This window comes from Sorangium sp. So ce281, assembly GCF_051527395.1.
GTDB lineage: Bacteria > Myxococcota_A > Polyangia > Polyangiales > Polyangiaceae > Sorangium > Sorangium cellulosum_B.
Genome location: NZ_CP150322.1, coordinates 5719025 through 5741251, shown reverse-complemented (window position 1 = coordinate 5741251; position 22227 = coordinate 5719025). Strand labels below are relative to the sequence as shown.

Annotated in this window: 21 protein-coding genes; 8 read left to right on the top strand and 13 right to left on the bottom strand. The window is 72.0% G+C overall.

Annotated features, from left to right (window positions below; translation table 11 throughout):
- The first annotated feature begins 203 nt into the window (after positions 1 to 203).
- The 4 genes from WMF27_RS21775 to WMF27_RS21760 all read left to right on the top strand — a co-directional run bounded on the left by WMF27_RS21775 (position 204) and on the right by WMF27_RS21760 (position 3420).
- Positions 204 to 797: a hypothetical protein gene (locus tag WMF27_RS21775; protein WP_437944490.1), complete on the top strand. Its 594-nt coding sequence runs from the start codon at positions 204 to 206 to the stop codon at positions 795 to 797.
- Between the two features lie 72 nt (positions 798 to 869).
- On the top strand, positions 870 to 1103 hold the full coding sequence (locus WMF27_RS21770; RefSeq protein ID WP_437555038.1) for a hypothetical protein: 234 nt from the start codon (positions 870 to 872) through the stop codon (positions 1101 to 1103).
- 796 nt (positions 1104 to 1899) lie between these two features.
- Entirely contained in the window at positions 1900 to 2613 is a 714-nt protein-coding gene (locus tag WMF27_RS21765) for a DUF2914 domain-containing protein (protein ID WP_437944489.1), read from the top strand.
- A gap of 18 nt (positions 2614 to 2631) precedes the next feature.
- Positions 2632 to 3420, top strand: a complete 789-nt coding sequence (locus tag WMF27_RS21760) for a hypothetical protein (RefSeq protein ID WP_437944538.1) — start codon at positions 2632 to 2634, stop codon at positions 3418 to 3420.
- A gap of 55 nt (positions 3421 to 3475) precedes the next feature.
- Here WMF27_RS21760 and WMF27_RS21755 read toward each other — a convergent pair whose 3' ends face one another.
- The 6 genes from WMF27_RS21755 to WMF27_RS21730 all read right to left on the bottom strand — a co-directional run bounded on the left by WMF27_RS21755 (position 3476) and on the right by WMF27_RS21730 (position 10960).
- Positions 3476 to 4513 carry a hypothetical protein gene (locus WMF27_RS21755; RefSeq protein WP_437944488.1) on the bottom strand — a complete coding sequence of 346 codons (1038 nt, stop codon included), beginning with the start codon at positions 4511 to 4513 and terminating at the stop codon, positions 3476 to 3478.
- Positions 4513 to 5553 carry a hypothetical protein gene (locus WMF27_RS21750; RefSeq protein WP_437766971.1) on the bottom strand — a complete coding sequence of 347 codons (1041 nt, stop codon included), beginning with the start codon at positions 5551 to 5553 and terminating at the stop codon, positions 4513 to 4515. The genes WMF27_RS21755 and WMF27_RS21750 overlap by 1 nt, the downstream gene beginning before the upstream one ends.
- The gene (locus WMF27_RS21745; protein ID WP_437766972.1) at positions 5550 to 6977 is read right to left on the bottom strand and encodes a serine/threonine-protein kinase; all 1428 of its coding nucleotides are present in this window, start codon (positions 6975 to 6977) and stop codon (positions 5550 to 5552) included. The genes WMF27_RS21750 and WMF27_RS21745 overlap by 4 nt, the downstream gene beginning before the upstream one ends.
- A 256-nt stretch (positions 6978 to 7233) precedes the next feature.
- On the bottom strand, positions 7234 to 8133 hold the full coding sequence (locus WMF27_RS21740; RefSeq protein ID WP_437766973.1) for a 1-acyl-sn-glycerol-3-phosphate acyltransferase: 900 nt from the start codon (positions 8131 to 8133) through the stop codon (positions 7234 to 7236).
- A gap of 182 nt (positions 8134 to 8315) precedes the next feature.
- Complete coding sequence (locus tag WMF27_RS21735; RefSeq protein WP_437944487.1) at positions 8316 to 9170, bottom strand: formylglycine-generating enzyme family protein; 855 nt, start codon at positions 9168 to 9170, stop codon at positions 8316 to 8318.
- Between the two features lie 374 nt (positions 9171 to 9544).
- Complete coding sequence (locus tag WMF27_RS21730; protein WP_437944486.1) at positions 9545 to 10960, bottom strand: hypothetical protein; 1416 nt, start codon at positions 10958 to 10960, stop codon at positions 9545 to 9547.
- A 131-nt stretch (positions 10961 to 11091) separates the two neighbouring features.
- Here WMF27_RS21730 and WMF27_RS21725 point away from each other — a divergent pair, with 131 nt between their 5' ends.
- Positions 11092 to 11943 carry an MBL fold metallo-hydrolase gene (locus tag WMF27_RS21725; RefSeq protein WP_437944485.1) on the top strand — a complete coding sequence of 284 codons (852 nt, stop codon included), beginning with the start codon at positions 11092 to 11094 and terminating at the stop codon, positions 11941 to 11943.
- 39 nt (positions 11944 to 11982) lie between these two features.
- Here the strand turns inward: WMF27_RS21725 and WMF27_RS21720 are convergent, their stop codons facing one another.
- Positions 11983 to 12702: a DUF192 domain-containing protein gene (locus WMF27_RS21720; RefSeq protein ID WP_437944484.1), complete on the bottom strand. Its 720-nt coding sequence runs from the start codon at positions 12700 to 12702 to the stop codon at positions 11983 to 11985.
- A gap of 66 nt (positions 12703 to 12768) precedes the next feature.
- Here WMF27_RS21720 and WMF27_RS21715 point away from each other — a divergent pair, with 66 nt between their 5' ends.
- The gene (locus WMF27_RS21715) at positions 12769 to 13566 is read left to right on the top strand and encodes a peptidylprolyl isomerase (RefSeq protein ID WP_437766978.1); all 798 of its coding nucleotides are present in this window, start codon (positions 12769 to 12771) and stop codon (positions 13564 to 13566) included.
- Between the two features lie 76 nt (positions 13567 to 13642).
- Here WMF27_RS21715 and WMF27_RS21710 read toward each other — a convergent pair whose 3' ends face one another.
- A complete protein-coding gene (locus WMF27_RS21710) occupies positions 13643 to 14620 on the bottom strand; it encodes a lamin tail domain-containing protein (RefSeq protein WP_437766979.1) in 978 nt (325 codons plus the stop codon).
- Between the two features lie 145 nt (positions 14621 to 14765).
- On the opposite strand from WMF27_RS21710, the gene WMF27_RS21705 reads away from it, so the two are divergent.
- Both WMF27_RS21705 and WMF27_RS21700 read left to right on the top strand, forming a co-directional pair.
- Positions 14766 to 15314 carry a hypothetical protein gene (locus WMF27_RS21705; RefSeq protein ID WP_437766980.1) on the top strand — a complete coding sequence of 183 codons (549 nt, stop codon included), beginning with the start codon at positions 14766 to 14768 and terminating at the stop codon, positions 15312 to 15314.
- Complete coding sequence (locus WMF27_RS21700) at positions 15305 to 16972, top strand: putative metal-binding motif-containing protein (protein WP_437944483.1); 1668 nt, start codon at positions 15305 to 15307, stop codon at positions 16970 to 16972. The genes WMF27_RS21705 and WMF27_RS21700 overlap by 10 nt, the downstream gene beginning before the upstream one ends.
- A 174-nt stretch (positions 16973 to 17146) precedes the next feature.
- On the opposite strand, the gene WMF27_RS21695 is transcribed toward WMF27_RS21700, so the two are convergent.
- The 5 genes from WMF27_RS21695 to WMF27_RS21675 form a co-directional block, all read right to left on the bottom strand.
- Complete coding sequence (locus tag WMF27_RS21695; RefSeq protein ID WP_437769822.1) at positions 17147 to 18133, bottom strand: hydroxymethylglutaryl-CoA lyase; 987 nt, start codon at positions 18131 to 18133, stop codon at positions 17147 to 17149.
- A gap of 32 nt (positions 18134 to 18165) precedes the next feature.
- Complete coding sequence (purF, locus tag WMF27_RS21690) at positions 18166 to 19605, bottom strand: amidophosphoribosyltransferase (protein ID WP_437766982.1); 1440 nt, start codon at positions 19603 to 19605, stop codon at positions 18166 to 18168.
- A 257-nt stretch (positions 19606 to 19862) separates the two neighbouring features.
- Positions 19863 to 20543, bottom strand: coding sequence for a hypothetical protein (locus WMF27_RS21685; RefSeq protein ID WP_437766983.1), 681 nt, complete (start codon positions 20541 to 20543; stop codon positions 19863 to 19865).
- A gap of 116 nt (positions 20544 to 20659) precedes the next feature.
- The gene (locus tag WMF27_RS21680) at positions 20660 to 21133 is read right to left on the bottom strand and encodes a cyclic nucleotide-binding domain-containing protein (RefSeq protein WP_012236950.1); all 474 of its coding nucleotides are present in this window, start codon (positions 21131 to 21133) and stop codon (positions 20660 to 20662) included.
- 68 nt (positions 21134 to 21201) lie between these two features.
- Positions 21202 to 22221, bottom strand: coding sequence for an energy transducer TonB (locus WMF27_RS21675; RefSeq protein ID WP_437766984.1), 1020 nt, complete (start codon positions 22219 to 22221; stop codon positions 21202 to 21204).
- Positions 22222 to 22227 lie beyond the last annotated feature (6 nt).

Sequence of the window (22227 nt, the reverse complement as noted above, 5' to 3'; positions counted from 1 at the left end):
GCCGGAGCGTCTCTTCTACGTGCGAGCAGGGCCGATGGCTTACACCCGAGCCCGCGCCCGGATCGCGGCCGGGCCCCTCCAGCGAGCGCGACGTCCCCCCCGCTCGGGCGGCTCGTCGCACGAGGAGAGGATCGCGGTTCCCTGCCGCGCGGGGTATCGAAATCCTGCGCCTCGGTGGAGGGCGCGGTGGTAGAAGCGCCCTCATGCTCCCACGCCGGGTGTCGTTCGCTCGAGCGGCGGTGATGGCGCTCGCGGTCTCGGCCTGCTCGAGGACCCCGGCGGAGCCGGAGCCGCCGCCGGCCGTCTCCAGCGCGCCATCGGCCGCGCGGCTCGAGTGGGACGTTCCGGGGAGCTGGGCTGCGCTCGACGTGCCGCGCGCCGGCCCGCGCAAGGCCCTCTACAAGGCGCCGAGGGCGGCGAACGACAAGGAGGACGCCGAGGTGCAGGTCCTCTCGTTCGGTCCGGGGAGCAAGGGAGACGTCGACGCGCGCTTCGACGAGTGGTTCGCGCAGTTCGACGGCGACGTCGGGGCGAAGGCCAGGCGCGCGTCGTTCGAGGTGCGCGGCATGCCGGTCGAGCTGGTCGAGGTGGCCGGCACCTACACGATCGCGCTCGGGCCGCAGTCCGGCGCCCGCAAGCGATCGCCCGTGGAGATGGTGAAGGACAAAACCCGGCTCGTCGGCGCGGCGGTGAGGACGCCGGATCGCGGAAACTGGTTCTTCAGGATCGTCGGGCCCGACGAGACCGTGCAGTCGGCGCGGTCGGCGTTCCGGAGCATGATCGAGTCCGCGCGGTGAGCGAGCGAGAGGCCGAGCGGCTGCGAGCGCGGCGCTCGCTGCGCGCGCCGAGCACATGATACGTTGCGCGCCATGGACGACCGAAAGCGAGAGGCGCGCACGCCGGCCGAGATCTTCCGTGTCGAGGCGGAGGCCGAGGCGGAGCAGAGCCGGCTCTGCGAGGAGAGCAAGCACCAGCTCGCCAACCGCTGCCCGGAGTGCGGCAGCCTCGGTAGCATGGAACTGGTCGACGGGCTCATGCGCTGTATCGATTGCGACGAGGTGGTGGCCGCAACCCGCCAGCTCTCCGGCTTCGGCCGCCGCTGAATCCCTGTCGCGCTGCCGCGCGACCTCCCCCTGTCGCGCTGCCGCGCGACCTTCGATGAAATCCCGATGAAATCCCGATGGATCCCAGCTGAAACGGAAACATGCGCATGAGCGACACATGAGCGACACCTGAGCCTCTGCCGGAACGAACTCACCGGGCGCGGCGCTTTCCAGGTGATTTTCGGTCGGATCCGTGACTACTCTGCGAACATTGGCGTTCTCGCGCCCGGTTCAGTTTTCGCCCCAGACGCGGTGCACGGAAGTCCACGCAGGCCAGCCGGCCGGGGCGTGAACAGCAGGACTGAAGTCTTGAAGGAGTTGGAGATGAAGCGGATCGCAGCGGAGAGCTCGGACCACCCGTCGCGGGAGACAAGCCAGGGATCCCGGGCGAGGACGGCACGAGGCGCGAGCGGGGGCCTGCTCATCCTGATGATCGAAGACAGCGCGATCACCAGCTTCGCTACGACGCCAGAGGGCGAGTCGACCAACGGTCCGCGCCGGTCCCGTCCGAAGCACTGACCCGGAGCGCCGCGAGGCGCCTTGCGGACGTGCGCTCCCACCGGAGCGCCGGCACATCGCGACGCGGTGCTGCCACACATCAGGGATTCCATGACGCGATCTCGGAGCCTCGGGATGGCTGCGTCCCGGACCCCACGTCCAGCGTGCGGCGACGATCGCTCGTGGGTCCGGCGCGAGCCGCCGGGGTCGATGGCGGTCGGGTTGCCGTTTTTTCGCCCCCTCTGCTGAATCGTGGCACCTCGTCGGTGTGGACACCCGGGGAACGACACGGAAAACCATGGTCCTGGCGCTCGTCGCCGCCGTTCTCGGCGGGGCGGGGCTCGGTTGCAGCGATCCGAGCGAGGCGATCGCGCGGATCTCCCGCGAAGACCTTCCCGCGCTGAGCCGCGCGGCGGAGGGGAGGCCGGGCGGCGGGGCCGAGGGGCAGGCGAGCGCGGCCGCGGCGCGATCGGACGCGGCGGGGCCGCTCCGGGCCGCCGCGAGCGGCGCTGCCGCGGAGGAGGGCCGCAGCGACGCAGACCGCCTCGGCGCGGCGGACGCGTCGCCCGCCCGCGGCCCGGCGCGGGAGCGTCGCCGCAGGTCGGGGTCGGCTCAGGAGGCGCGCACCGCCGCGGGCGCGGCGCAGGGCGGCGTGGGAGAGGGCGCCGCCCGGGCGCCCGAGCTCCAGGTGACGCGGCTCGTCGTCTCGAAGGGCATCGCCGGCCGCGAGCCGATCGAGCCGGCGACCTCGTTCGCGAGCGCGGAGATCGACCGCCTCTACGCCTTCGTCGAGCTCTCGAACAAGGGCCAGGCCACCTCGGAGATCAGCGTCGCCTTCACGCCGCCCGATGGCGGCCCGCCGCTGCGCATCCCCCTCGCGGTCGGCGCGCAGCGGCGCTTCCGTACGTGGGCTGCCACGCGGAAGGCGCGCGCGGCGGGGCTCTGGTCGGTGACGGTCAGCGACGCGGCGGGCAAGGAGCTCGCGCGCGCCTCGTTCACGATCACGAAGTAGGAGGCGCTCGTGACTCGCATGTTGTGCTCGCGCTCCTCCGCTCTCCAGGGCGCTCGCCGCGCCGCCCTCATCGCCCTCGCGCTCGCCGCGGGAGGCTGCGTCTCCCGGGCCGCGCCGGCGCCCGAGCCTGTCGGGACGCCGCGCCCGCCTGCGACCGCCACCGCCCTCGGCGCGCGGGTAGGGTGGTTCGGCTTCTGGGTCCCCGACGGTCCCGCGGCCCGGGCGCTGTCGCTGCAAGTCCAGGAGAGCGACGAGGTCGAGCCCCCGGACGCCGAGCCGCCCGCGCGCGCTCCGGCGCCCGGCGCGACGCCGGCGGAGGCCGACGAGGAGCTCCGCTACGTGGTCCTGCCTGGCGTCGAGCTCCCGCCCGCCGTGGAGCAGAAGGTCGCGGAGCTCGCGTCCGCCTACTTCCGGCGAACCGGAAAGGAGCTCGTGGTCACGAGCGGCACGCGGGATCCCGCGCGGCAGGCCGAGGCGATGCACGAGCTCTTCCGGCACGGCGCCGATGTCCTCGGCCTCTACAAGGACAAGACGGCGGCGCGCGAGATCAAGAGCGCCTACGAGGAGGGGCGCTCGGCCGAGCACCCGCCGGAGGCCATGATCGCGGCCCTCGAGCGGGTGATCCGCGCCCAGATCGATCGCGGCGTGTTCATCTCGGCGCACCTCCGGGAGGGCGCCGTCGACATCCGGAACCGGGACATGACACCCGCGGAGAAGCGCGCCTTCCTCGAGGGCGTCGACGAGGTCGGGGGCGTGTTCGCGCTCGAGGAGTCGCGGCCGCCCCACTACCACCTGCAGATCGACTGAGCCCAGGAGGGCCCAGCGGTCCGCGCAAGGCGGCCGCCAGGCTGGTGGCTGCGCGTCACTCGTCGTTGAAGCGGACGATCTGCCCCGACCCGGAGTTCGTCCAGTAGACGCCCGTCCCGTCCGCGGCGATGCCCGTCGGGCCCTCTTGATTCGCCGCGATCTCCTGCGGACCGCCGGCGCCGTCCTTGCGGAGCCGGTAGACGCTCTTCGCCTCCCTGGCGGTGATGTAAAGGTAGTCCCCATACGTCGCGATCCCGGCGGGAGGGCTCGGCAGATCTTCGTCGAGGAGGAGCACCGCGGCGTCTCCGCCCGCTCCGCTCCGCGGATACCGCATGACGTTGTTGCCGTGCAGCCAGTAGAGGTTGGCCTCATCCAGCACGAGCAGCCCCGGCGGTTCGAGCTCCGAGAAGAGCTCCTTCTTGGGGGCATCACCGCTGATATCGATGACCGAGAGCGTCTTGTTCTTGGGATCGGTCCAGTAGACGAGGGAGCCGTCGATCACGACGTACGCCGGCTCGCCGCCCTCCGTCAGGTTCGTTCGACTGCCGCCCTGCTTGGACACCGAGGTGATGCGGTTGGCGTTCGGCCGAGCGCTGTAGGTGTTGTCGGCGCTCAGCGCGATCGCGCTTGCGGCGCCGCAGCTACCCCACAGCATCTCCCCGCCAGCGGCGGGGATCGGCGCTGCCTTCGGTAGCTTCAGCAGCTTGTCTCGGGTGTCCCCCTCGTCGGGGTCGCATTCGCCTTTGAAGGCGGCGTCGGTGCTCGACCAGTAGACGTGAGTCGCGTCCAGCGCGATCGCGTCGGGCACCTCGTTGGAAGGCTCGAGCAGATCGATGACCGCCCAGTCGTCCTTGATCTGCCTCCGGAGCGCGCCGCCCGTGAAGCTCCCCTGACTCCCGTCACTCCCCTTGTTGATCCAGTAGATCGCCTCCTCGTCGAGCGCGATGGCGCGAGGGTCCGCCTGGTTTTCGGCGATCGTCATCAGCTGGATCACCTGGCGATCCTCGAGCCCCGCGATCTCGGCGCAGCCGTTGAGGCCCGGCGCGAGCGCGGCCAGCGCCAGCGTCACGGCAGAGCACTTCGAGCTTCGCATCACCAATGGCCTCCGAGCACCAAGCGCCCCCCGTCCGAAGCGACGCTGGGCGCGACCCACACGCGCTCGACCGTGGCAGCCTGCTCCGGCGAACGCGGGGACATCAGCACCATCGCGACGCCGGCCCCGAGGCACACCAGCCCGGCGCCGACCGCGATGTTCGAGACCATCGCGGTCGTCCGGGCGCTCTCGTTCGCCTCGACGTCCGCGTGGCTGCAGCGGAAGCTGCCGCTGCACCCCTCCTCGACATCCCCCGCTTTCTGCATCGTCAGCACCCCGAACACCGCCCCCACGCCGATCCCGGCGATCCCGACGCCGCCAGCGACGAAGCCGAGCGCGCGCATCGGGTTGCCGGTCGCCTCGGGCTTCGCGGCCGCCGGGCGGGCAGACGGCGGGCGCGGCGGGGCAGGGGGAGCCGCCTTCGCCTCCTGAACGGCGACGTCCGCGAGCGGCGGGATGGTCACCCGCGTCGTGCTGGGCCCGGCGTCGAGCGTCACCCGCTGCGACCAGGGCTGCTTGCCCGGCGCCTTGGCCTCGATCGCCGCCGTGCCCGGATCCACGGGGATGCCCGAGCCCGTGGCCGCGGTGGCGCTCAGCTCCTTGCCGTTCAGCGTGATCGTCATCGCAGGAGCCGCCTGCGTCGCCTGCGCCGCGTCCAGGACGAGGCGCGTCAGCCTGGCCTCCAGCTCGGACGCGCGCTTGGCCGCGAACTGGGCGCGATCCTGCTGCCCGGCGCTCGCGGCGAGCGAGGACGCCTCCGTGAACTCGGCCCATGCGCTGGCCGTCTTGCCCTCTTTCTCGTGGCAGACCGCCAGGTTCAGCAGCGTCCCGACCGTGGGATCCACGCGCTGGCTCTCCGCGAGCTTCGGGCAGGCCTCCTGGAGCTTGCCCTCGTCCATGAGCTTCTTGCCGTCCTGGAACAGCCCCTCGGCCAGCGCCTTGTCCGCCGCGGTCGGCTGCGCCAGGAGCGGTGAGGTCAGGCTGGTCCCACAAAGCAGCGCGAGCCATGCGCCCGCGTGTCGCGCTCGTAACGATCTCAATGGCGGCTCCTCAGCATCTCGTCCTCGCTGGTCGACCTCGGCGGTCTCGGCGGGCGGCCCGGCTTGAGCGGCGCGCCGGAGGCGGTCGCCTTCGGGCGCGCGTCGGCTGCAGCGCTGCCCGTGGGAGCCGCGCTCGGCGCAGGAACCGGCGGCGCCGCCGGGCTCGACGCCTCGGTCGTGGCGCTGGCGGTCGCGGCCGGAGCGCCCGGCGCTGCAGCGGGGGGCTCGGGCCCGAGCGCGTCGACCGCGGCGCGCTCGGGCTGGCGTGGCACGGCGGCGCTCGGCGCCTGCGGCGCCACGCGCACGCTCGCGACCAGCCACACGCCCGCCCCGGCCGCGCTGGTCAGCAACGCGGCCACGCCGGCGGCGACGAGCAGCCTGCGCCGCGAGCGGCGCCGGTTGCTCGTGTGCGACCATGACGCGCCGGACAGCCTGTCGCTGTCCTCGGCCGCCCTCGAGTTGAGCAACGTCTGTCCGGCCGGCGACGCCGCGCCGATCGCGCTCTGGATGCGCGAGGTCGAGAGCTTCGCGAAGCTCGACCCGAGCGGCTCGAGGGCCTGCGCGAGCTTGCCGACGTTGGCGTACCGCTCGCTCACGTCGCGCTCCAGGCAGCGCGAGACGATCCGCTCCAGCGTGGCCGGCGCGTCGCTGCGCTTGTCGCGGAGCCGCGGCACGGGCTGGTGCAGGATGTTCGCCATCACCGCGGCGACCGTCTCGCCCTGGAAAGGCGGCTCGCCCGTTACCAGCGTGTAGAGCAGCACACCGAACGACCAGACGTCGGCGCGCCCGTCGACGGTCCTCGGCGCCATCATCTGCTCGGGCGACATGTACCCGGGCGAGCCCATCACCTGCTTCGTCGACGTGAGCCCCGGCTCCGCGGGCGAGTCGAGGCCTTGCCCCTTCGAGATGCCGAAATCGAGGACCTTGATGTGCCGTGTGCCGTCCGCGTGCTCGGCGAGGAACAGATTCGAAGGCTTGATGTCCCGGTGGACGACGCCGGCCGCGTGCGCCTCGGCCACGGCCTCGAGCGCCTGCAGCACGTAATCGACAGCGTCCTGGATCGACAGCGGACCGTGGGTATCGATGACCTGCTGGAGATCGAGCCCGGTCAAGAACTCCATCACCATGAAGGGCACGCCGGTCTCGGTCGTGCCGACGTCGAACACGCGCGCGACGTGCTCGCCCGACAGGCGTGCCGCCGTCCGCGCCTCCCGCAGGAAGCGCGTGACGGCCTCCTGGTTCGCGAGGGCGTCCTGGCGCAGGATCTTGATGGCGACCTTCTGGTCGAGATCCTCGTTGCGCGCCGCCAGCACGACGCCCATTCCGCCGATGGCCACGACCCGCTCGACGCGGTACTTGGCTGCGATGAGCTCTCCCGGCTGGGCCAGCGGTGCGAGGAGCTGCGCGGTGCGGTCGGGGGTCACGGCTGGCGTTCAAGCCTACATGAACGGACTCGGTTTTCCGAGCGCCGCGCGAGGCCCAGCGCCCTTTGTCGCGCGCCCGCTGGTTTTGGAGCGCCGCGCGCCGCCCGCTCGGGCCATGGGCGCTCTCCGGACGCCACCGCATGCCACGGCGCCGCCATTCTCCTGCGGTTCGCCCGTCAACCACGCGGCCCGTCAACCACGCGGCCCGTCAACCACGCGGCCCGTCAACCACGCGGCCCGTCAACCACGCGGCCCATCAACCACGTGGGAAGAGACCGTGCCTGCCCGCCGCGCGGAGCTCGTCCAGCCCGGCCTCCATGCGCCCGACGATCCGCGCGAATGCGCGCTCGACCTCGTCCGGGTCGCTCGCGGCCTCTCTCGGGAGCCCGAGGTGCAGCGGGCGGAGCACCCTCGTGTGGATCTTCACCGGCAGGGGCACATGGGGGATCGGGATGCCGGCGATGAGCCCCCACGGCAAGGCGAGGCCGAGCGGCGCGACGTTCGAGCGCGCGAGCTCGGGCAGGCGGAGCCACCTGGCCAGCCTGCTCCCATCCGTGGCGATGTAGAGGGACTGGTGCGCCCCCACGCTCACGATCGGCACGATCGGCACGCCCTCGCGGATGGCGAGCCGGACGAAGCCGCGGCGCCGGCCGAAGCGGATCGTGTACTGCGCCGAGGTGGGCTTGCACGCGTCGAGATCGCCGCCGGGGAAGACCAGGACCGCCGCGCCGCGGGCGAGCGCTCGCCGCCCGTTCTCCGGGCTCGCGGCGATGGCGCCGCAGGCGTTGAGCCAGGCGCCGGCCTTCGGGACGTTGAACGGGAGATCGTGCATCAGCCCGTAGGAGAGCCGCGAGGGCCCATAAAGGCGCCAGAACGCCGTCATGTGGCAGTACATATCGGGCATTCCCGTCATCGCGTTGTGGTTGCTCACGGCGAGGAAGGGGCCGTCGGGCAGCTGCTCTTCGAGCTCGGTCTCGCAGCGGAAGTAGTCGTCGTAGAGGAAGCCGAGCAGCGGGAGCACCCGGGCGATGAACGCCGGGTCGCGCGCGTCGAGATCGTCCGGGCGGGCGCGCCCGCGGCCCTTGAGCGCGAACGCCGCGATCGCGTCCTTCACGAGGTCGAGGCTGGGGCGAGGCTCTCTCGGTAAGGTCAGCACCGTTCACGGTGCCCTAGCGTGCGGCCGAACCGAGGGGAAGCGCTTCGTTCAGGACCCCTGTCGCGAGGCCTCGGCGCGGGATCGCGTCCGTCCTCCGCGCCGCCTGCGGTCGCGCCGAACGCCCGCTGCGCGCCGCGCCTCGAGCCGCGCCCGTGTGGGCCGGATCGTCGCCGCCGGCTCGCTCACTCGACGTCACGGCAGCACCGGAAGCCGGTCTCGTAGTAGCGGAACCCGTCCCCGTGCGCCGGGTTCGTGGAGCCGCACCGCGGCTTCGCGCCGCCGAAGCAGCCGGACCAGTAACAGCCCTTGAGGACGTGAGGATACTCGTTGACGTGGTATCGGGTGCGCACCACCCACTCCTCGACGTTCCCCGCCATGTCGTGGACGCCGAACGCGCTCGCGCACCCGGGTCGCGCGCCGCTCGGCTCGGCCTGGTACAGCGCCTGGACCTCGGCCAGCGCCTCGCTGGAAGGCCAGGAGCCGAGCGCGCCCTCGTCGGGCGCTCTCCACGTCTTGCTGTCGTTGCAGCGCTCCGCTTCGTGGGTGTTCCCGTACGGATAGACGAACGCCTCGGGGCCCTGGCACGCCGTGTCCCACTCGTCCTCGGTGCAGAGGCGCTTTCCGCGCTCCTCGCACCAGGCGCGCGCCGAGACGGCGCTCTCCATGACGAGCGGCAGGGCGCCTTCCACGTTCGGCGCCTCGAAGCGATCGATGCAGTATCCCTCGACCTCCGCCATGTCGGGCGGGCAGGGCGCCGGGGGCGTCGTGTCGAGGGGGAAGTCCTGCTCGTCGGTTCCGCCGCTGCCTCCCCCGAAGCCGCCTTCTCCAGCGCCCCCGCCGTCTCCCGCGCTGCTGCCTCCGCCCGATGTCACGGAGACCGACGAGGACGACGAGGACGCCGCCGCCGCCGCGCCCCCGCCGCCCAGGGCGTCGTCCATGCCGGCGCCGAGACCGCCGTCGCAGGCAGCGCTGAAGATCGCCACGAGCCCCAGCAGCGAGGTGAGCCGAGCGGCGAGGGGGAGAGCTCCAGAGCGCATCGCGGGCTCCTCGTCGAACAACGTGTCAGCGCGGCCGTCGCGCGTCGAGCGTGCGCCGCGCTTCCCGTGCTCCGCGCCGTGGTTCATCGCGTCAGATCGTCCTCGACATGCGTCCTCCGCCTTCCTCCCTCATCGATCCTCGCGGCGCTCGGACGGAGTCCACCCGCAAAGGGCGGCAACGCGCGACAGCGGTGCTCGGAAGCGAAAGCGCCGGGAAAAGCATATCAACCGTCGAGCCACGACGGGGCACCTTGAACGCCAGGATGGGAAAATTCCATGGCCTGTGCGCTTCGTTGGTGAGGTGCCAGCGCTCTTCTCCCGGGATTCGGGTCCTCGGTTCCGGGGCGCGGGACCCGGCGCGGCCGAGCGATCCGCTAGAAGCGGAGCTTACATCGGAGGATCGCGCTCGGCGTGACACGCGCGGCGGTCAGCCGGCTCGCGCGCGCGTCGACGCGGACCTGGACCGCCACCGAGCCCGCGAGCGCGCGGCTCACCAGGTCGCGCGCGAGCAGCCCCACGGCGCCGGTCAGGTGCGACATCGCGGCAGAGCCAGCCAGGAGCGAGCATGGGATGGATCCAGATAGATCCATCGCGATCGCGGCGTCCGCGCCGTTGCGCTCGACGGTGCCCGTTCCTTTGAGCGTCAGCGCGCCGGCGGCGACCTCCACGCCGCTCAGCGCGACGCGCTGGCGGTCCGCAGAGAGGCGCGCGTCCGCCTTGACGGTCGTGGTGTTGCCGAAGAGGAGCCCGTCGAGCTCCTTGGGGTGGGGCAGGGTGAAGCCCTTCACCGTGAGCGCGATCGGCCCTTCGAGCGGCGCCTTGGACAGGGCGGTCCTGTCCGCCCCATCCGCGAGCCGCAGCTCGAGCGTTCCGGCGACGACCATCGTCGAGGCGCCGACGTCGACGCCGAGGAGCGCGCCCACGGCGGAGAGCGGCGTCGGCGCGAGCTCGATCGAGGCGCTCGGCGAGGGGCGCGGCCGGAGCTCGGCCCTGAGCGGCGCGGAGACGAGGTCCTCGCCGCCGAGGCCAAGGGAGATCGACGCTGCGCCGATGGACCAGGCGATGTCGGTGCGCGCGATCTCCTTGCCGGCGACGAGCACGCGAGCCTGCTTCAGGACGCCGATCTCCGGCCGCGGCGCGCCGGGCGGCGCGGCGGCGCCCTCGACCGGGGCGGCCGCGCGCCGCTCGAGGGCGCCGTCGGCCAGCGCGAGCACCTCCGGTCCGCCTCCGTGATCCCGGAGACCCAGGCGGACGCGGCCCGTGGTGAGCGGCAGCGCCGCCGCGCGCGGGCCGTACTGGGCGACCCACGCCGGCAGATCCTCCAGGGCGTCGATCCCTACGAGGGTGAGCTCGACGCCTTCCGTCGCGATCCGCGCGGGCGAGAGCCCGCGCAGCTCGATGGTGGTGCGCGCGACCGTGCCCGAGATCCCGCGCACCCCGAGGAGAGAGAAGCGGCCGTCGCGCAGGCGGATCGAGCGGAGATCGACGTCGATCTTCCCGGGATCGAGCGCGACGCCGCGCGCGCGGGCCTCGGCGATGATGCGCCGGCGGAGCGCGGGGGGACCGAGCACGACGAGCGCGGCGACGGCGGCCGCGACGACGGCGACGACCACGAGCGCCGCGATCAGGGCGCGGCGGCGCCGCTTGCCGCGCGCGCCTCGCGGCGCGCCGTCGTTCTCGCCGGGGGCGAGCGGCGCGCCGTTCTCGCCAGGGGCGCGCGGCGCGGCGAGCGGCACCTCCGCGTCGGTGTCGGGGGAAGAGGCAGAAGCGGGGCGAGGGGAGGGCGCCACGAAGTGAGATCTCTGTAGCGTCGTTCGAGCGCCGTCGCGAGCGCTTCGCGCAGCTCAGCGCGCTTGCAGCCGAGCCCTCGCCTGCGCTACGGGTCACAGAGCCGCCTGTCGCCCGGTCCCCGGAGCCCGGTATGAAGATCACCATCATCGCGAGCGGGAGCGGAGGCAACGCCACGCTGTTCGCTTCCCGCGGCACGCGGGTCCTCGTGGACGCGGGCGTCGGGCCGCGGGTGCTCGAGAAGTGCATCTCGGCGGCGGCCGCGGGCGGCGCGGACGGCAGGCTGCTGCCCGACGCGATCGTCATCACGCACGCGCACGCCGACCACGTCGGCGTGGCCGCCAGGTACAACAAGAAGCACAAGATCCCGATCTACGCCTCGGAGGCGACCGCGCGCGCGGCGGAGCTCGGCGATCCAGAGCGCGTCCGGGGCTTCTCGTCGCGCGAGCCGTTCGCGGTTGGCGCGCTCACCTTCTCGCCGAGGCCGCTGCCGCACGACGCGGCGCAGGTCGCGCTCGTCGTCGACGACGGCGCGCGGCGGGCCGCGCTCGTGACGGATCTCGGCGAGGTCCCTCCGGGGCTCCTGGAGCACGTCGCCGGCTGCGACGTGCTGATGCTCGAGTCGAACTACGACGCGGGGCTGCTCGAGGCCGGCCCGTACCCGCAGCACCTCAAGCGCAGGATCCGCTCGGCGCGGGGCCACCTGTCGAACGCGCAGGCGTGCGAGCTGCTCGCGGCGCTGCCCGGCGGCACGCACACGGTCGCGCTGATGCACCTCTCCGAGGTCAACAACCGCCCGGAGCTCGCGCTCGACGCCGCCCGTGACGCGCTCGTCGGCCGGCGCACGCGCCTCGTCGCCGCGCCGCCTCGGGGGCCGCTCGTCCTCGACGCGGCGGCGCCGCCGGCCCCTCCGCCCGGCGCGGCGCGCTCGTCGCTCGGGCCGCCGGCTCCCCCGCGCCAGCTCGGTCTGTTCACGGGGATATAAAACGACGCTCCGGCCGAGGAGCCGCCGCTCGGGCGCGCGTCAGATCCCCTCGAGCCGCACCTTCTGGCCCGCGACGACGCCGTGGCGCCGCGCCCAGCCGGCGTTCAGCTCGAGGACGTACGTCGACGGACATCCGACGTCGAAGGTCGAGTCGTTGAGCGTCGGGGTGTTCTCCTCGATACCGACGATCGTACCGTCGCTGTCGATGAACAGCATGTCGAGCGGGATGCACGTGTTGTGCATCCAGAACGAGTGATTGTTCCGCTGCTGGAAGACGAAGATCATCCCGCGGTTCTCCGCCATGCTCGTCCTGTACATGAGGCCGCGGGCGCGCTCTTGCTCTCTCCTGGCGATCTCGACGGTGACATCGGGGGCCTTGGCCTCGAGGAAGGTCACCTTGCCGGTCGCGAGCTGGAACGGGCCGGTCGGGTCCTCGGGGCACGCCGGATCCGGGCCGGTGAGCCTTGGAGACGGCCGCTCCGGCGCCGACGGCGTCGGCTGGATGCAGCGGCCGGCGTCCCGCCCCACGGTCGAGGCGGGCGGCGTCCCGGTCGAGGCGGGCGGCGTAACGTCGCCCACGTCGCTGCTGGGCGTGAGCGGGAGCGGCTCGTCGACGCGGCGCTCGCACGCGCCAAGGGCGATCCCGAGCAGCAGCGCGCCCAGGGCGGGAACGAGCGAGGCGAGCGCGGCGGGAATGGCCAGCGAGGCGGACGTGGTGGACGTGAACGGACGGGTCGCGAGGGCGCAGCGCGAGCTCATGCCGCTTCCTACCACGGCGACGCTCGTCCTTGACCGCTGGACCGCGACGCGGGAAATCGTCGCACGATGAACGCTCGAACCCTCGCCATTCAGTCCATCGCCACCCTCGCCACGCTCTCGGCCCTCGCGGGATGTTCGAAGACCCCCGAGCCCACGGCCGAAGAAGCGCCGAAGTCGAAGACCACGCCTGCGTCGACGGGGCTGGCCGGAGGCAAGGCGGATACGGCGGAGAAGGCGCGCCCTCAGCCGCAGAAGCGCAAGGTCACCGCGAAGCCGGTCGCCGAGGTCAAGCCCAGCGAGGACGACCCGGTCAAGGGCAAGTGGACGCTCGACGACGCCACCAAGGGGCTCCCGCCGGGCAAGACGTTGACCGCGTCGATCGAGACCGATCTCGGCACGCTGTCCTGCAAGCTGCTGGACGACAAGGCCCCGATCACCGTCGCGAATTTCGTCGGCCTGGCGCGGGGGATCAGGCCCTGGAAGACGCCGGAGGGGACATGGGAGAAGAAGCCCGCTTACGACGGGACCATCTTCCACCGCATCATCAAGGGATTCATGATCCAGGGCGGCGACGCGAAGAAGAACGGCACCGGCGAGGCCGGTTACGTCATCCCCGACGAGGTGTGGGAGGACGGCAGCCACGATCGCGCGGGGCTCCTGTGCATGGCGAACCGCGGCAAGAACACGAACTCCGCGCAGTTCTTCATCACCGACGCGGCGGCGTTCCACCTCGACAACGGCTACACCATCTTCGGTGAGTGCGGGCCCGAGGAGCTCGTCCACAAGCTGGCCGGCGTCGAGGTCAAGGGCGAACGCCCGGTCACCCCGCCGGTCATCAAGAAGGTGACGATCACCCGGCAGTGATCGGTTCGAGGCACCCCGCGCCGAGCCCGGGCTCCCGCCGCCCCGCGGCGAGGAGCCGAGCTCGGAGCGGGCGCGCTCACGGGCAGTCGTTCTCTTCGCCGGGCGTCGGCGTGGACGTCACCGTGAAGCTGACGTCGAGCCACTCGCTCGTCTCGTCGTGCCCGCTGATGCCGTTGCCTTCGGTCGAGAGCTCGCCGAACTCGAGATCGCTACAGCGGACCATGCTCGCCCCGCTGCCGGCGGCCGCGGCCGGCCGCTGGCTGCCGCGCGCGGTGTCATCGGCATAACCGGTCTTGCCTGTCTTGTACACCATCGCCGAGTTCCCCAGCTCCTGGCCCCAGATGACGTAATCGACGTCCTGGAGCGGGCTGCCCTCCGTGCCGTCCCACTTGAAGAGAACCACCATCTCTCCGCCGTCGGTGAGCAGCGCGCCGGATTGCGCCCCGAGGGCGCCGTTCGTGGGCGCGATCATGGGCGGCACGTCCTCCCCCCCGCAGGGGATGGGCGTCTCGTCCAGGGCGAAGTCGGCGCACCGCTGGTACTCGAGCTCGAAGCCGTCATCGCTCGCCAGCACGAGGCGTCCGCCCGCAGGAATCATGGTCCCGGGGGGGAACTGGACGAGGAAGTCCGTCCCTGCGCTGCCGGTCGGCGCGAAGGCGGTACCCGTGGTGATGGCATAATAAACGCTGTTGTCCGAAAGGTAGTAGTCGGTGAGGTCGAGCTCGGCCTCGGTCGGGTTCCAGAGCTCGATGAACTCGCCCGCTCCAGGTTTGACGGCGATCTCCGAGATCAGCAGGTGGCCGGCGGGCTCACCGGGGACCACGCCGCCGCCGCTGCCGCCGTCTCCACCGCCAGCGCCGCCAGCGCCGCCAGCGCCGCCTTCACCGCCGCCGCCTTCACCGCCGCCGCCTTCGCCGGAGCTGCTCGAGGTGGTGCTGGAGGAGCTCGCTCCACCTCCCCCCGTCCCGTCATCGCCGCCGCACGCCATGAGGGGGGCGAGCGCCAGAGGGGGAGCTGCGAGGAGTGCGATGGTGAGCAGGTTGCGCGTGTGCATTGTTGAGAGATACATCAGAGCGCCGGCCAACAGGCAAGTGGGATTGCAGCCTGGGGGAAACGATCCACCGCTCGTCGTGGCGTCAGGACACTGCCATCGCTGCCAAATGCATGGCGGGCGCGCGAGGAATCGATAGCATGGCGACATGCGACGCCGCTTCTCGCTCCTCCTGACACTCCTCTGCGTACCGCTCCCTGGGCTCGGTCTCGCTGTCGGTTGCGGCCAGACAGTGATCGTGGACGATCCGTCCGCAGGCGGCGGGGGCCGCGGCGAAGCCGGCGCTCCGCCGTCTGCGGACGGCGGGGGCGGCTCGGACCCGGGCAGGGATCCGCTCGAAGAGTACGAAGACCCCGGCTGCCCCGACACCGGGCCGCCGATCACCGATTTCGCGTGCGATCCGTACGATCAGTCGAGCGGCTTTTGCGCCCCGGGAGAGGGGTGCTTCATCTACGTGCAGTATCCGGACGAGCCGTGCGGGCAGGAGATCTACGGCGCGTACTGCGCGCCGGCCGGTCCAGGCCGTCAGGGCGATCCGTGCAGCGGCGGCAGCCAGTGCGGCGCCGGGTTCGCCTGCGTGGTGACCGGCTCGGGCACCCAGTGCGTCGAGCTCTGCGCGCTCAGCGGCGACCACAGCTGTGATCCGGGGTTCGTGTGCGAGCCGATCGACGTCGCGGGGATGGGCGGATGTCTGTGACGACGTTCGCCCTGGGTCGGCGCGCGCGCCGGAAGGCGGCGCTGGCGGCGGCCCTGTTCGGGGCGGTTCTTGGCGGCGGGTCGCTCTCAGGAGGGTGCGGGGCGCGGACGGGGCTGAACATCCCGCCGCCCGCGCCGGAGTGCGAGGTGGACGCCGACTGCCCCGGCATCGAGGATCTCTGCGAGCCTGTGTTCTGCCAGCTCTTCGAGGCGGGGCAGCCCGACGGCGGCGCGGCGCCCTCGTCCGAGGGCGCGGCCCCGCGGCGCGGCGGGGAGTGCGTCGCGCTGGAGCCGGTGGATTGTGACGACAGCGATCCCTGCACCAAGGACACGTGCGAGAGCGCGACCGGAGCGTGCGTCTACGGGCCGTCGACGCTCGACAGCGACGGCGACGGCTTCCGCGCGGCGCTGCCCGGCACGATCCCTGGCGAGCCGCTCGCGTGCGGCGACGACTGCGACGACGCGAGCGCCGCGGCCTTCCCTGGGGGGATCGAGATCTGCGACGGCGTCGACAACGACTGCGACGGCACGGTCGACAACGGGGCGCGCTTCGTGCCGCTCGACACCGACGCGACCCGCATCTCGGGCGACATCGCGCCGGCCGGCGCTGGCGGGCTCGCCTGGAGCGGGGCGTCGTACGCGTCGCTCTACACCGGGACCGCGCAGGGCTTCAACGTGTACCGCTCGATGATCAGCGTCGACGGGCAGCCGCTCGCGCCGGGCGAGGAGATCATCACGCCGAAGAACGGCGACGCCTCCGGCGGGCCGATCGTGTGGGTCGGCGATCGGTACGGCGCCGCCTGGCAGGACCGGCGCGACGGCGACTACGAGGTGTACTTCTCCCTGCTCGACGAGAAGGGCCAGAAGGTGGAGGGCGGCGATCGGCGGATCTCGAAGGCGCCCGGCTTCTCCGTCAACGTGACGCTCACCTGGAACGACGCGGAGTTCATCCCCGTCTGGCAGGACGAGCGCGACGGCCTCTTCGATCTGTTCGCGCAGCGCATCGACATCGACGGCAACCTGATCGGCGACAACGTCCAGCTCACGGAGGCGTCGAACGGCTTCGGCAACGAGGCGCCCTCCGCGGCGGCCGGCCTGGGCGGCATCGGGGTCGCGTGGTCCACGGGCGACGCGGCCACGCACTTCATCCAGTTCCGGACGTTCACCGCCGAGCTCGATCCGCGCTCGGAGGTCGTCACGCTGACGACCGGCGAGACCGACGCGGTCTACCCGACGGTGGTCTGGAACCGCGATCGCTACGTCATCGCGTGGTTCGACAAGTCGGCGAGCCTCAAGGCCATCTACGCGGCGGCGGTCTCGGAGGACGGCGAGCTCCTCACGCCGCCCACGCCCATCTCGGACCCTGGGCCCTTCCGCTCCAGGTACCCGTTCCTGCGCCCGCTCGGCGATCGGCTGCTCGCGATCTACTCGGACGACCGCGATCAGAACGACGGCTACGAGCTCTACGCGGTCACGGTCAACGCGGATCTCGCGCCGATCAGCGCGGAGCAGCGGCTCACCTTCGCGCCCCGCGACAGCATCGGCCCGGTCGCGACGTTCGGGCCGGAGGGCGACGTGGGCATCCTCTTCCGCGACGATCGCGAGGGCGGCGAGCACCACGTCTTCTTCACGCGCCTCGGGTGCATCGCGGGCGATTGACGGCGGCCTCGCGGGGCCTGGCGCGGCGCGGGTACCCCTCCAGCGGGGTGCAGATTCGTGGGATACGGGCTCAGCCGCTAGGCAGGCGAGTGAGGCGTACGAAAGTACGCCGCAGCGAGCCGAACGACGCGGATGAGCCCGTAGCGCACGAAGATGCGCCCCGCTGGGCCGCGCTCAGCCCCGGGTCGGCTGGCGGCGGAGCCGGAACGGGCCGGCGCGGTGGACCTTGCCCGGGAGCGGGCGGCCGATGACCTGCTCGGCGACGTTCCCCGCCTCGATCACCTTGTCGAGATCGACGCCGGTCCGGACGCCCATCCCGTGGAGCATGAACACGAGGTCCTCCGTCGCCATGTTGCCCGCCGCGCCCGGCGCGTAGGGACAGCCGCCGACGCCCGCCACCGACGCGTCGAAGTCGCGCACCCCGAGCTCCAGGCCGACCAGGATGTTCGCGAGCGCCGTGCCGCGCGTGTCGTGCAGGTGCAGCGCGAACCGCTCGGGCGGCATCGCGTCGAGGAAGCGGCGGACGATGTCGTGCGTCTGCCGCGGGGTGCCGACGCCGATCGTGTCGCCGAGGGACACCTGGTAGCAGCCGAGGTCGATGAGCCGCTCCGCGATGCGCACGACCCGGGCAGGGTCGACGTCGCCCTCGTACGGGCAGCCCCACACGGTCGAGACGTAGGCGCGCACGGCGAGGCCCGCCTCGCGCGCCGGAGGGACGATCTCCGAGAACACCGAGAGCGTGTCGTCGATCGACTTGTTGATGTTGGCGCGGTTGTGCGCCTCGCTCGCGCTCAGGAAGACGGCGATCTCGCGCAGGCCCACCGCGAGCGCGCGCTCGAGGCCGCGCGCGTTCGGGCACAGGGCGCTGAAGGTCACGCCCTGCTCCGGCGGGAGCGTCCGCGCGAGCTCCTCGGCGTCGGCGAGCTGCGGCACCCACTTCGGCGACACGAAGCTCGTGATCTCGATCCTGCGGAGACCGGCGCTGACGAGCGCCGCGATGAGCCGCCGCTTGCCCTCGATCGGGATCATCGCCGCCTCGTTCTGGAGCCCGTCCCGCGGGCTCACCTCGTAGATCGAGACCTCGTCGGCGACGCGGGCGAAGAGCGGCGCCGAGGCGGCGGCGCGATCCGCGCTCTCGTGATCGGCGGTCCCCTCGGTCATCGGAGGCCCCTCGGCGCCGGAGCGGGGCAGCGTCAACCGCTCACCATCCGTAGCTGCCGGTTCGGCGCGGCCGGCGTGAAGGGGATCGGGTAGCTCCCGGAGAAGCACGCGTGGCAGTAGCTCTCCGCCGACGGCCGCGCGCCCGCGGCGTCCCCGGCGCGCGCCTCGAGAGACCGCACGCTCTCGACCAGGCCCTCCAGCGAGAGGTACCCGACGCTGTCGGCCGTCAGGTAGCTGGTGATCTCGTCCACCGAGTGGCTCGAGGCGATGAGCTCCGACCGCGTCGGCGTGTCGATCCCGTAGTAGCAGGGCCAGCGCGTGGGCGGGCTCGAGATGCGGACGTGCACCTCGCGCGCGCCGGCGTCGCGGATCATCTTGACGATCTTCCGGCTCGTCGTCCCGCGGACGATCGAGTCGTCGATGACGACGACCCGCTTGCCCTCGATCACCGCCCGGTTCGGGTTGAGCTTGAGCCGGACGCCGAAGTGCCGGATCGACTGCTGCGGCTCGATGAACGTGCGGCCGACGTAGTGGCTGCGGATGAGCCCCATCTCGAAGGGGGCGCGCGCGCGGTCGGCGAAGCCGATCGCCGCTGGCACGCCCGAGTCGGGCACGGGGATCACGACGAGATCGTCGCCGGGCTCGATCGGCTGCTCGGCGGCGAGGCGCCGGCCGAACGCCTTGCGGACCTCGTAGACGCTCACGCCCTGGATGGTCGAGTCGGGCCGGGCGAAGTAGACGTGCTCGAAGATGCAGAGCTTTCGCTGCTCCTGCGCGAAGGGGAACTCGGAGCGCACGCCGTCGGCGCTGACGATCAGCATCTCGCCCGGCGCGAGGTCGCGCACCTTGCGCGCGCCGATGAGGTCGAACGCCGTCGACTCGCTCGCGACCACGTGGGTGACGCCGCTCCCGCTCTCCATCTCGCCCAGGCAGAGCGGCCGGATCGCGCGCGGATCGCGCACGGCGATGAGCTCGCGCTCGGTCAGGAAGAGCAGAGAGTACGCGCCCTCCACCTGCGTGAGCGCCTCCGCGATGCGGTCGCGCAGCGCTTCCTTCCTGCTCATCGCGATGAGGTGGACGATCGACTCGGTGTCGCTCGCGGTCTGGTAGATCGAGCCGCGCGCCTCGAGCCGATCGCGCAGGGCCTCATGGTTCGTGAGGTTGCCGTTGTGCGCGACCGCCAGCGAGCCGCGCGCGTAGTCGACCCCGAGCGGCTGCGCGTTCTTCAGGTGCGAGCCGCCCGCGGTGGAGTAGCGGACGTGGCCGATGGCGCGATCGCCGGGCAGCGTCGCGAGATCGGTCGGAGAGAAGCCGGACTGCACCCGCCCCATGGATCGGTGACCGAAGAGGCGCTCCCCGTCGCTGCTGACGATCCCCGCGGATTCCTGCCCTCGATGCTGGAGCGCGTGCAACCCGAGGTAGGCCATGTTGGCCGCCTCGGGGTGGCCAAAGATTCCGAACACACCGCACATGCCGCTTATCTAGTACGAAAACGGTGCATGACCCACCGTCATGGCGATCTGTCGTCAATGATGAGGCGGCCGAGCGCCGGCGCAGGCTGGAAGGGGACGCTGGTGCGAGATCGGAGCGCAGGCAGGCCCCGAGGCCGCTCCTGCCGAAAAGTAAGACGGCTAACGACCGGCCGGCGGGCACGGCGAGGGGGCTTCGCCGGATTCCGTCGTGCCCCGCGGCTGGACCGGCGCCTCGCGCGTCGTCCAGGCGGCTGCCGTCATTTCGGGATGTTCCAGAGCTTCTCGATGATCTTGGTTTCCATGGCGTCGCCGTGGCACGTGCCGCACTCCATGTCCTCCTTGTTCGCTCGAGAGAGCTTGTGTTCGTACTCCTCCTCCATGAACGCCTGCAGGGCCTTCTTGTCCTTGCGGTTCAGGACGTGCTCGTTCCCGGCGTGGCAGCTGTCGCAGAAGAGGGTTCCGCCGCTCTCGCTGCGGAGCGGCACCACGAAGTTGCGCCACATCTCGCGGGCGATCTTCATGTCCCGCGTCTCTTTCTTGAAGTCGCCCTCGACGTGGCAGCCCTCGCAGGTGTCGTAGCCGAGCGCCTTCTGGAGCAGCGGCATCACCTTCTTCTTCTGCCCCGCCGGGAGCTTCTCGAGCGCGGGGATCTTCTTGAGGTTGATCCCGATCTTCTTCAGATCCGCCTCGAACTTGGTCGCCTGGATCGGCGTCGACTTGGCGGGAGCCTTTTGCTCCTCCTCGTGCGCCTCCGCGGTCGTCTCCGGCTTCGCGGGCTTCGCGCCCTCGGCGTCGGCGGTCGCCTTGCCCTCGTCCGGGCTCGACTCGCCGTCGAAGTCGTTCTTGTCGGCCGCCGTCTCGGGCGGCGGCGTGCTGGAGCCACAGGCTCCTGCGAAGGCGCCCATCCAGAGCGCGAGGGCGAGCGCTGCGTGCTTCATTCTGGCTGCCATGATCCTCCAAGGAACGTTGAGTTCGAGCCGAACGCCGCCCCCCGTGCGGCAGGCCGCGCCGCGCTGGCGCGCGCCCACGGTCGCCGGGCGATCTGGCCGGCACTCTACTCGAATTTGCCTGAGACGGAGAGGAACGTGAGCTTGTTGTTCGTCTCGCGGAGCCGCTGGACGAGCATCCGGACGACGTTCCAGAGGACCTCGTAGGCGAGCTCCTTGTGCAGGAAGAGCAGGTCCTCGAACGCGTCCTTGGACACGGTGAGCAACCGGCAGCGCTCGTGGACGCGCGCGTCGGCGGAGCGGGGGGCCTCGTCGAGCAGCGCCATCTCGCCGAACACGGCGCCCGGGCCGAGCACCGCGAGCGCCTCCTCGCCGATCCCGGCGATCTCCCGGCTGATCCGGACCTTGCCTTCGAGCAGGATGTAGAGCTTGTCGCCCGGATCCCCGTGCTGAAAGATCTTGGTGCCGAGGGCGTGCGTCTCTTCGCTCGCGACGCGCGAGATGAGCTCCAGCGCGGCCGGGGTGAGGCCCTTGAAGAGGGGGACCTTCGAGAGCTGCTCGATCCGTTCGGGGACGATCACAAGCCGCCGACGAGGATAACCGAGGCGAAGGGCGCGGAGCGAATTTAAAGGGAGCTCGCGGCGAGCAGCTAGCGCGTGAACGTCACCGTGATGGGCGGCGTCGTGGCGGCGATCGAGGCGCCCGAGCGATCTTTGCCGGGGTTGTAGCGACGGCCGAGCGCACACATGCGCGCGGAGCGACCGAAGCCGTGTCCAGGATCACTGACGACCTTGACCGAGAGCGGGCTGCCGTCGGGGCGCACGGTGACCATGAGGACGACCTTCGCCTGGTCGATCTGGTCGACGTCGGCCTCCGGAGGGAAAGGACAGTTCCAGTTGCTGCTGCCGATCAGCCCGGGCGGCGCGGAGCGATCCGGCCCTGCGGGGGGCGGGGGCGGGACGGGGGCGCCCGTGCCCTTGCCGCCGACGACGCCTCCGACCTTCGCGTTCGGGTTGAACGTCGGGGTCTTCGCCGTGCCCGCGCCGGCCACCTGGCCGTAGCCGACGCCCTGCCCCTCGCCGCTCGCGATCCCCTGATCGGTCATGTCGAGGACCTCCTCCGGATCCGGCTCCTTCGTCAGGACCTTCGCGGCCTCGGCGGCGGCCGGGGGCGGCTCGTACGGGTCGTCCTTGGGCGGCGGGGTGTTCGCCTGGGGAGGCGGCGCGACCTTGGGGACGGGCTCGGGCTCGGGCGCCGGCGGCGGCGGCTCGGGCTCCGGCGGCTTGGGCGCCTCGACCTTCGGCGGCGGGATGTCGATCTCGTAGATCGCCCAGAGGTAGTCGTGGATGCCGGTGCGCATCTCCTCGACCACGTGCCGCATGTCGCGCAGCGACCCCGAGACGATGGCCCGGGCCGAGGCCGCGCCGTGGCTCGTGAGCGCCAGCGTGACCCCGAGGAAGGCGCCCACGCGCGACGCGCGGTCGCCGAGGGCGAGCACCGCGGCGAGCGGGTCCGCGCCGCGCCGGCGATCGCCGGCGCGGGCAGGCGCCGGCGAGGCGAGGGGGGTCGAGGGATCGAGGGCGCCCCCGGGCTCAGCGTCGCCGCGCTCGCCTCGGCGGCGCCCGTCGTGGACCGCCCCCGCGGCGCGATCGCTCGTGACCTGGCTCATAAGCTC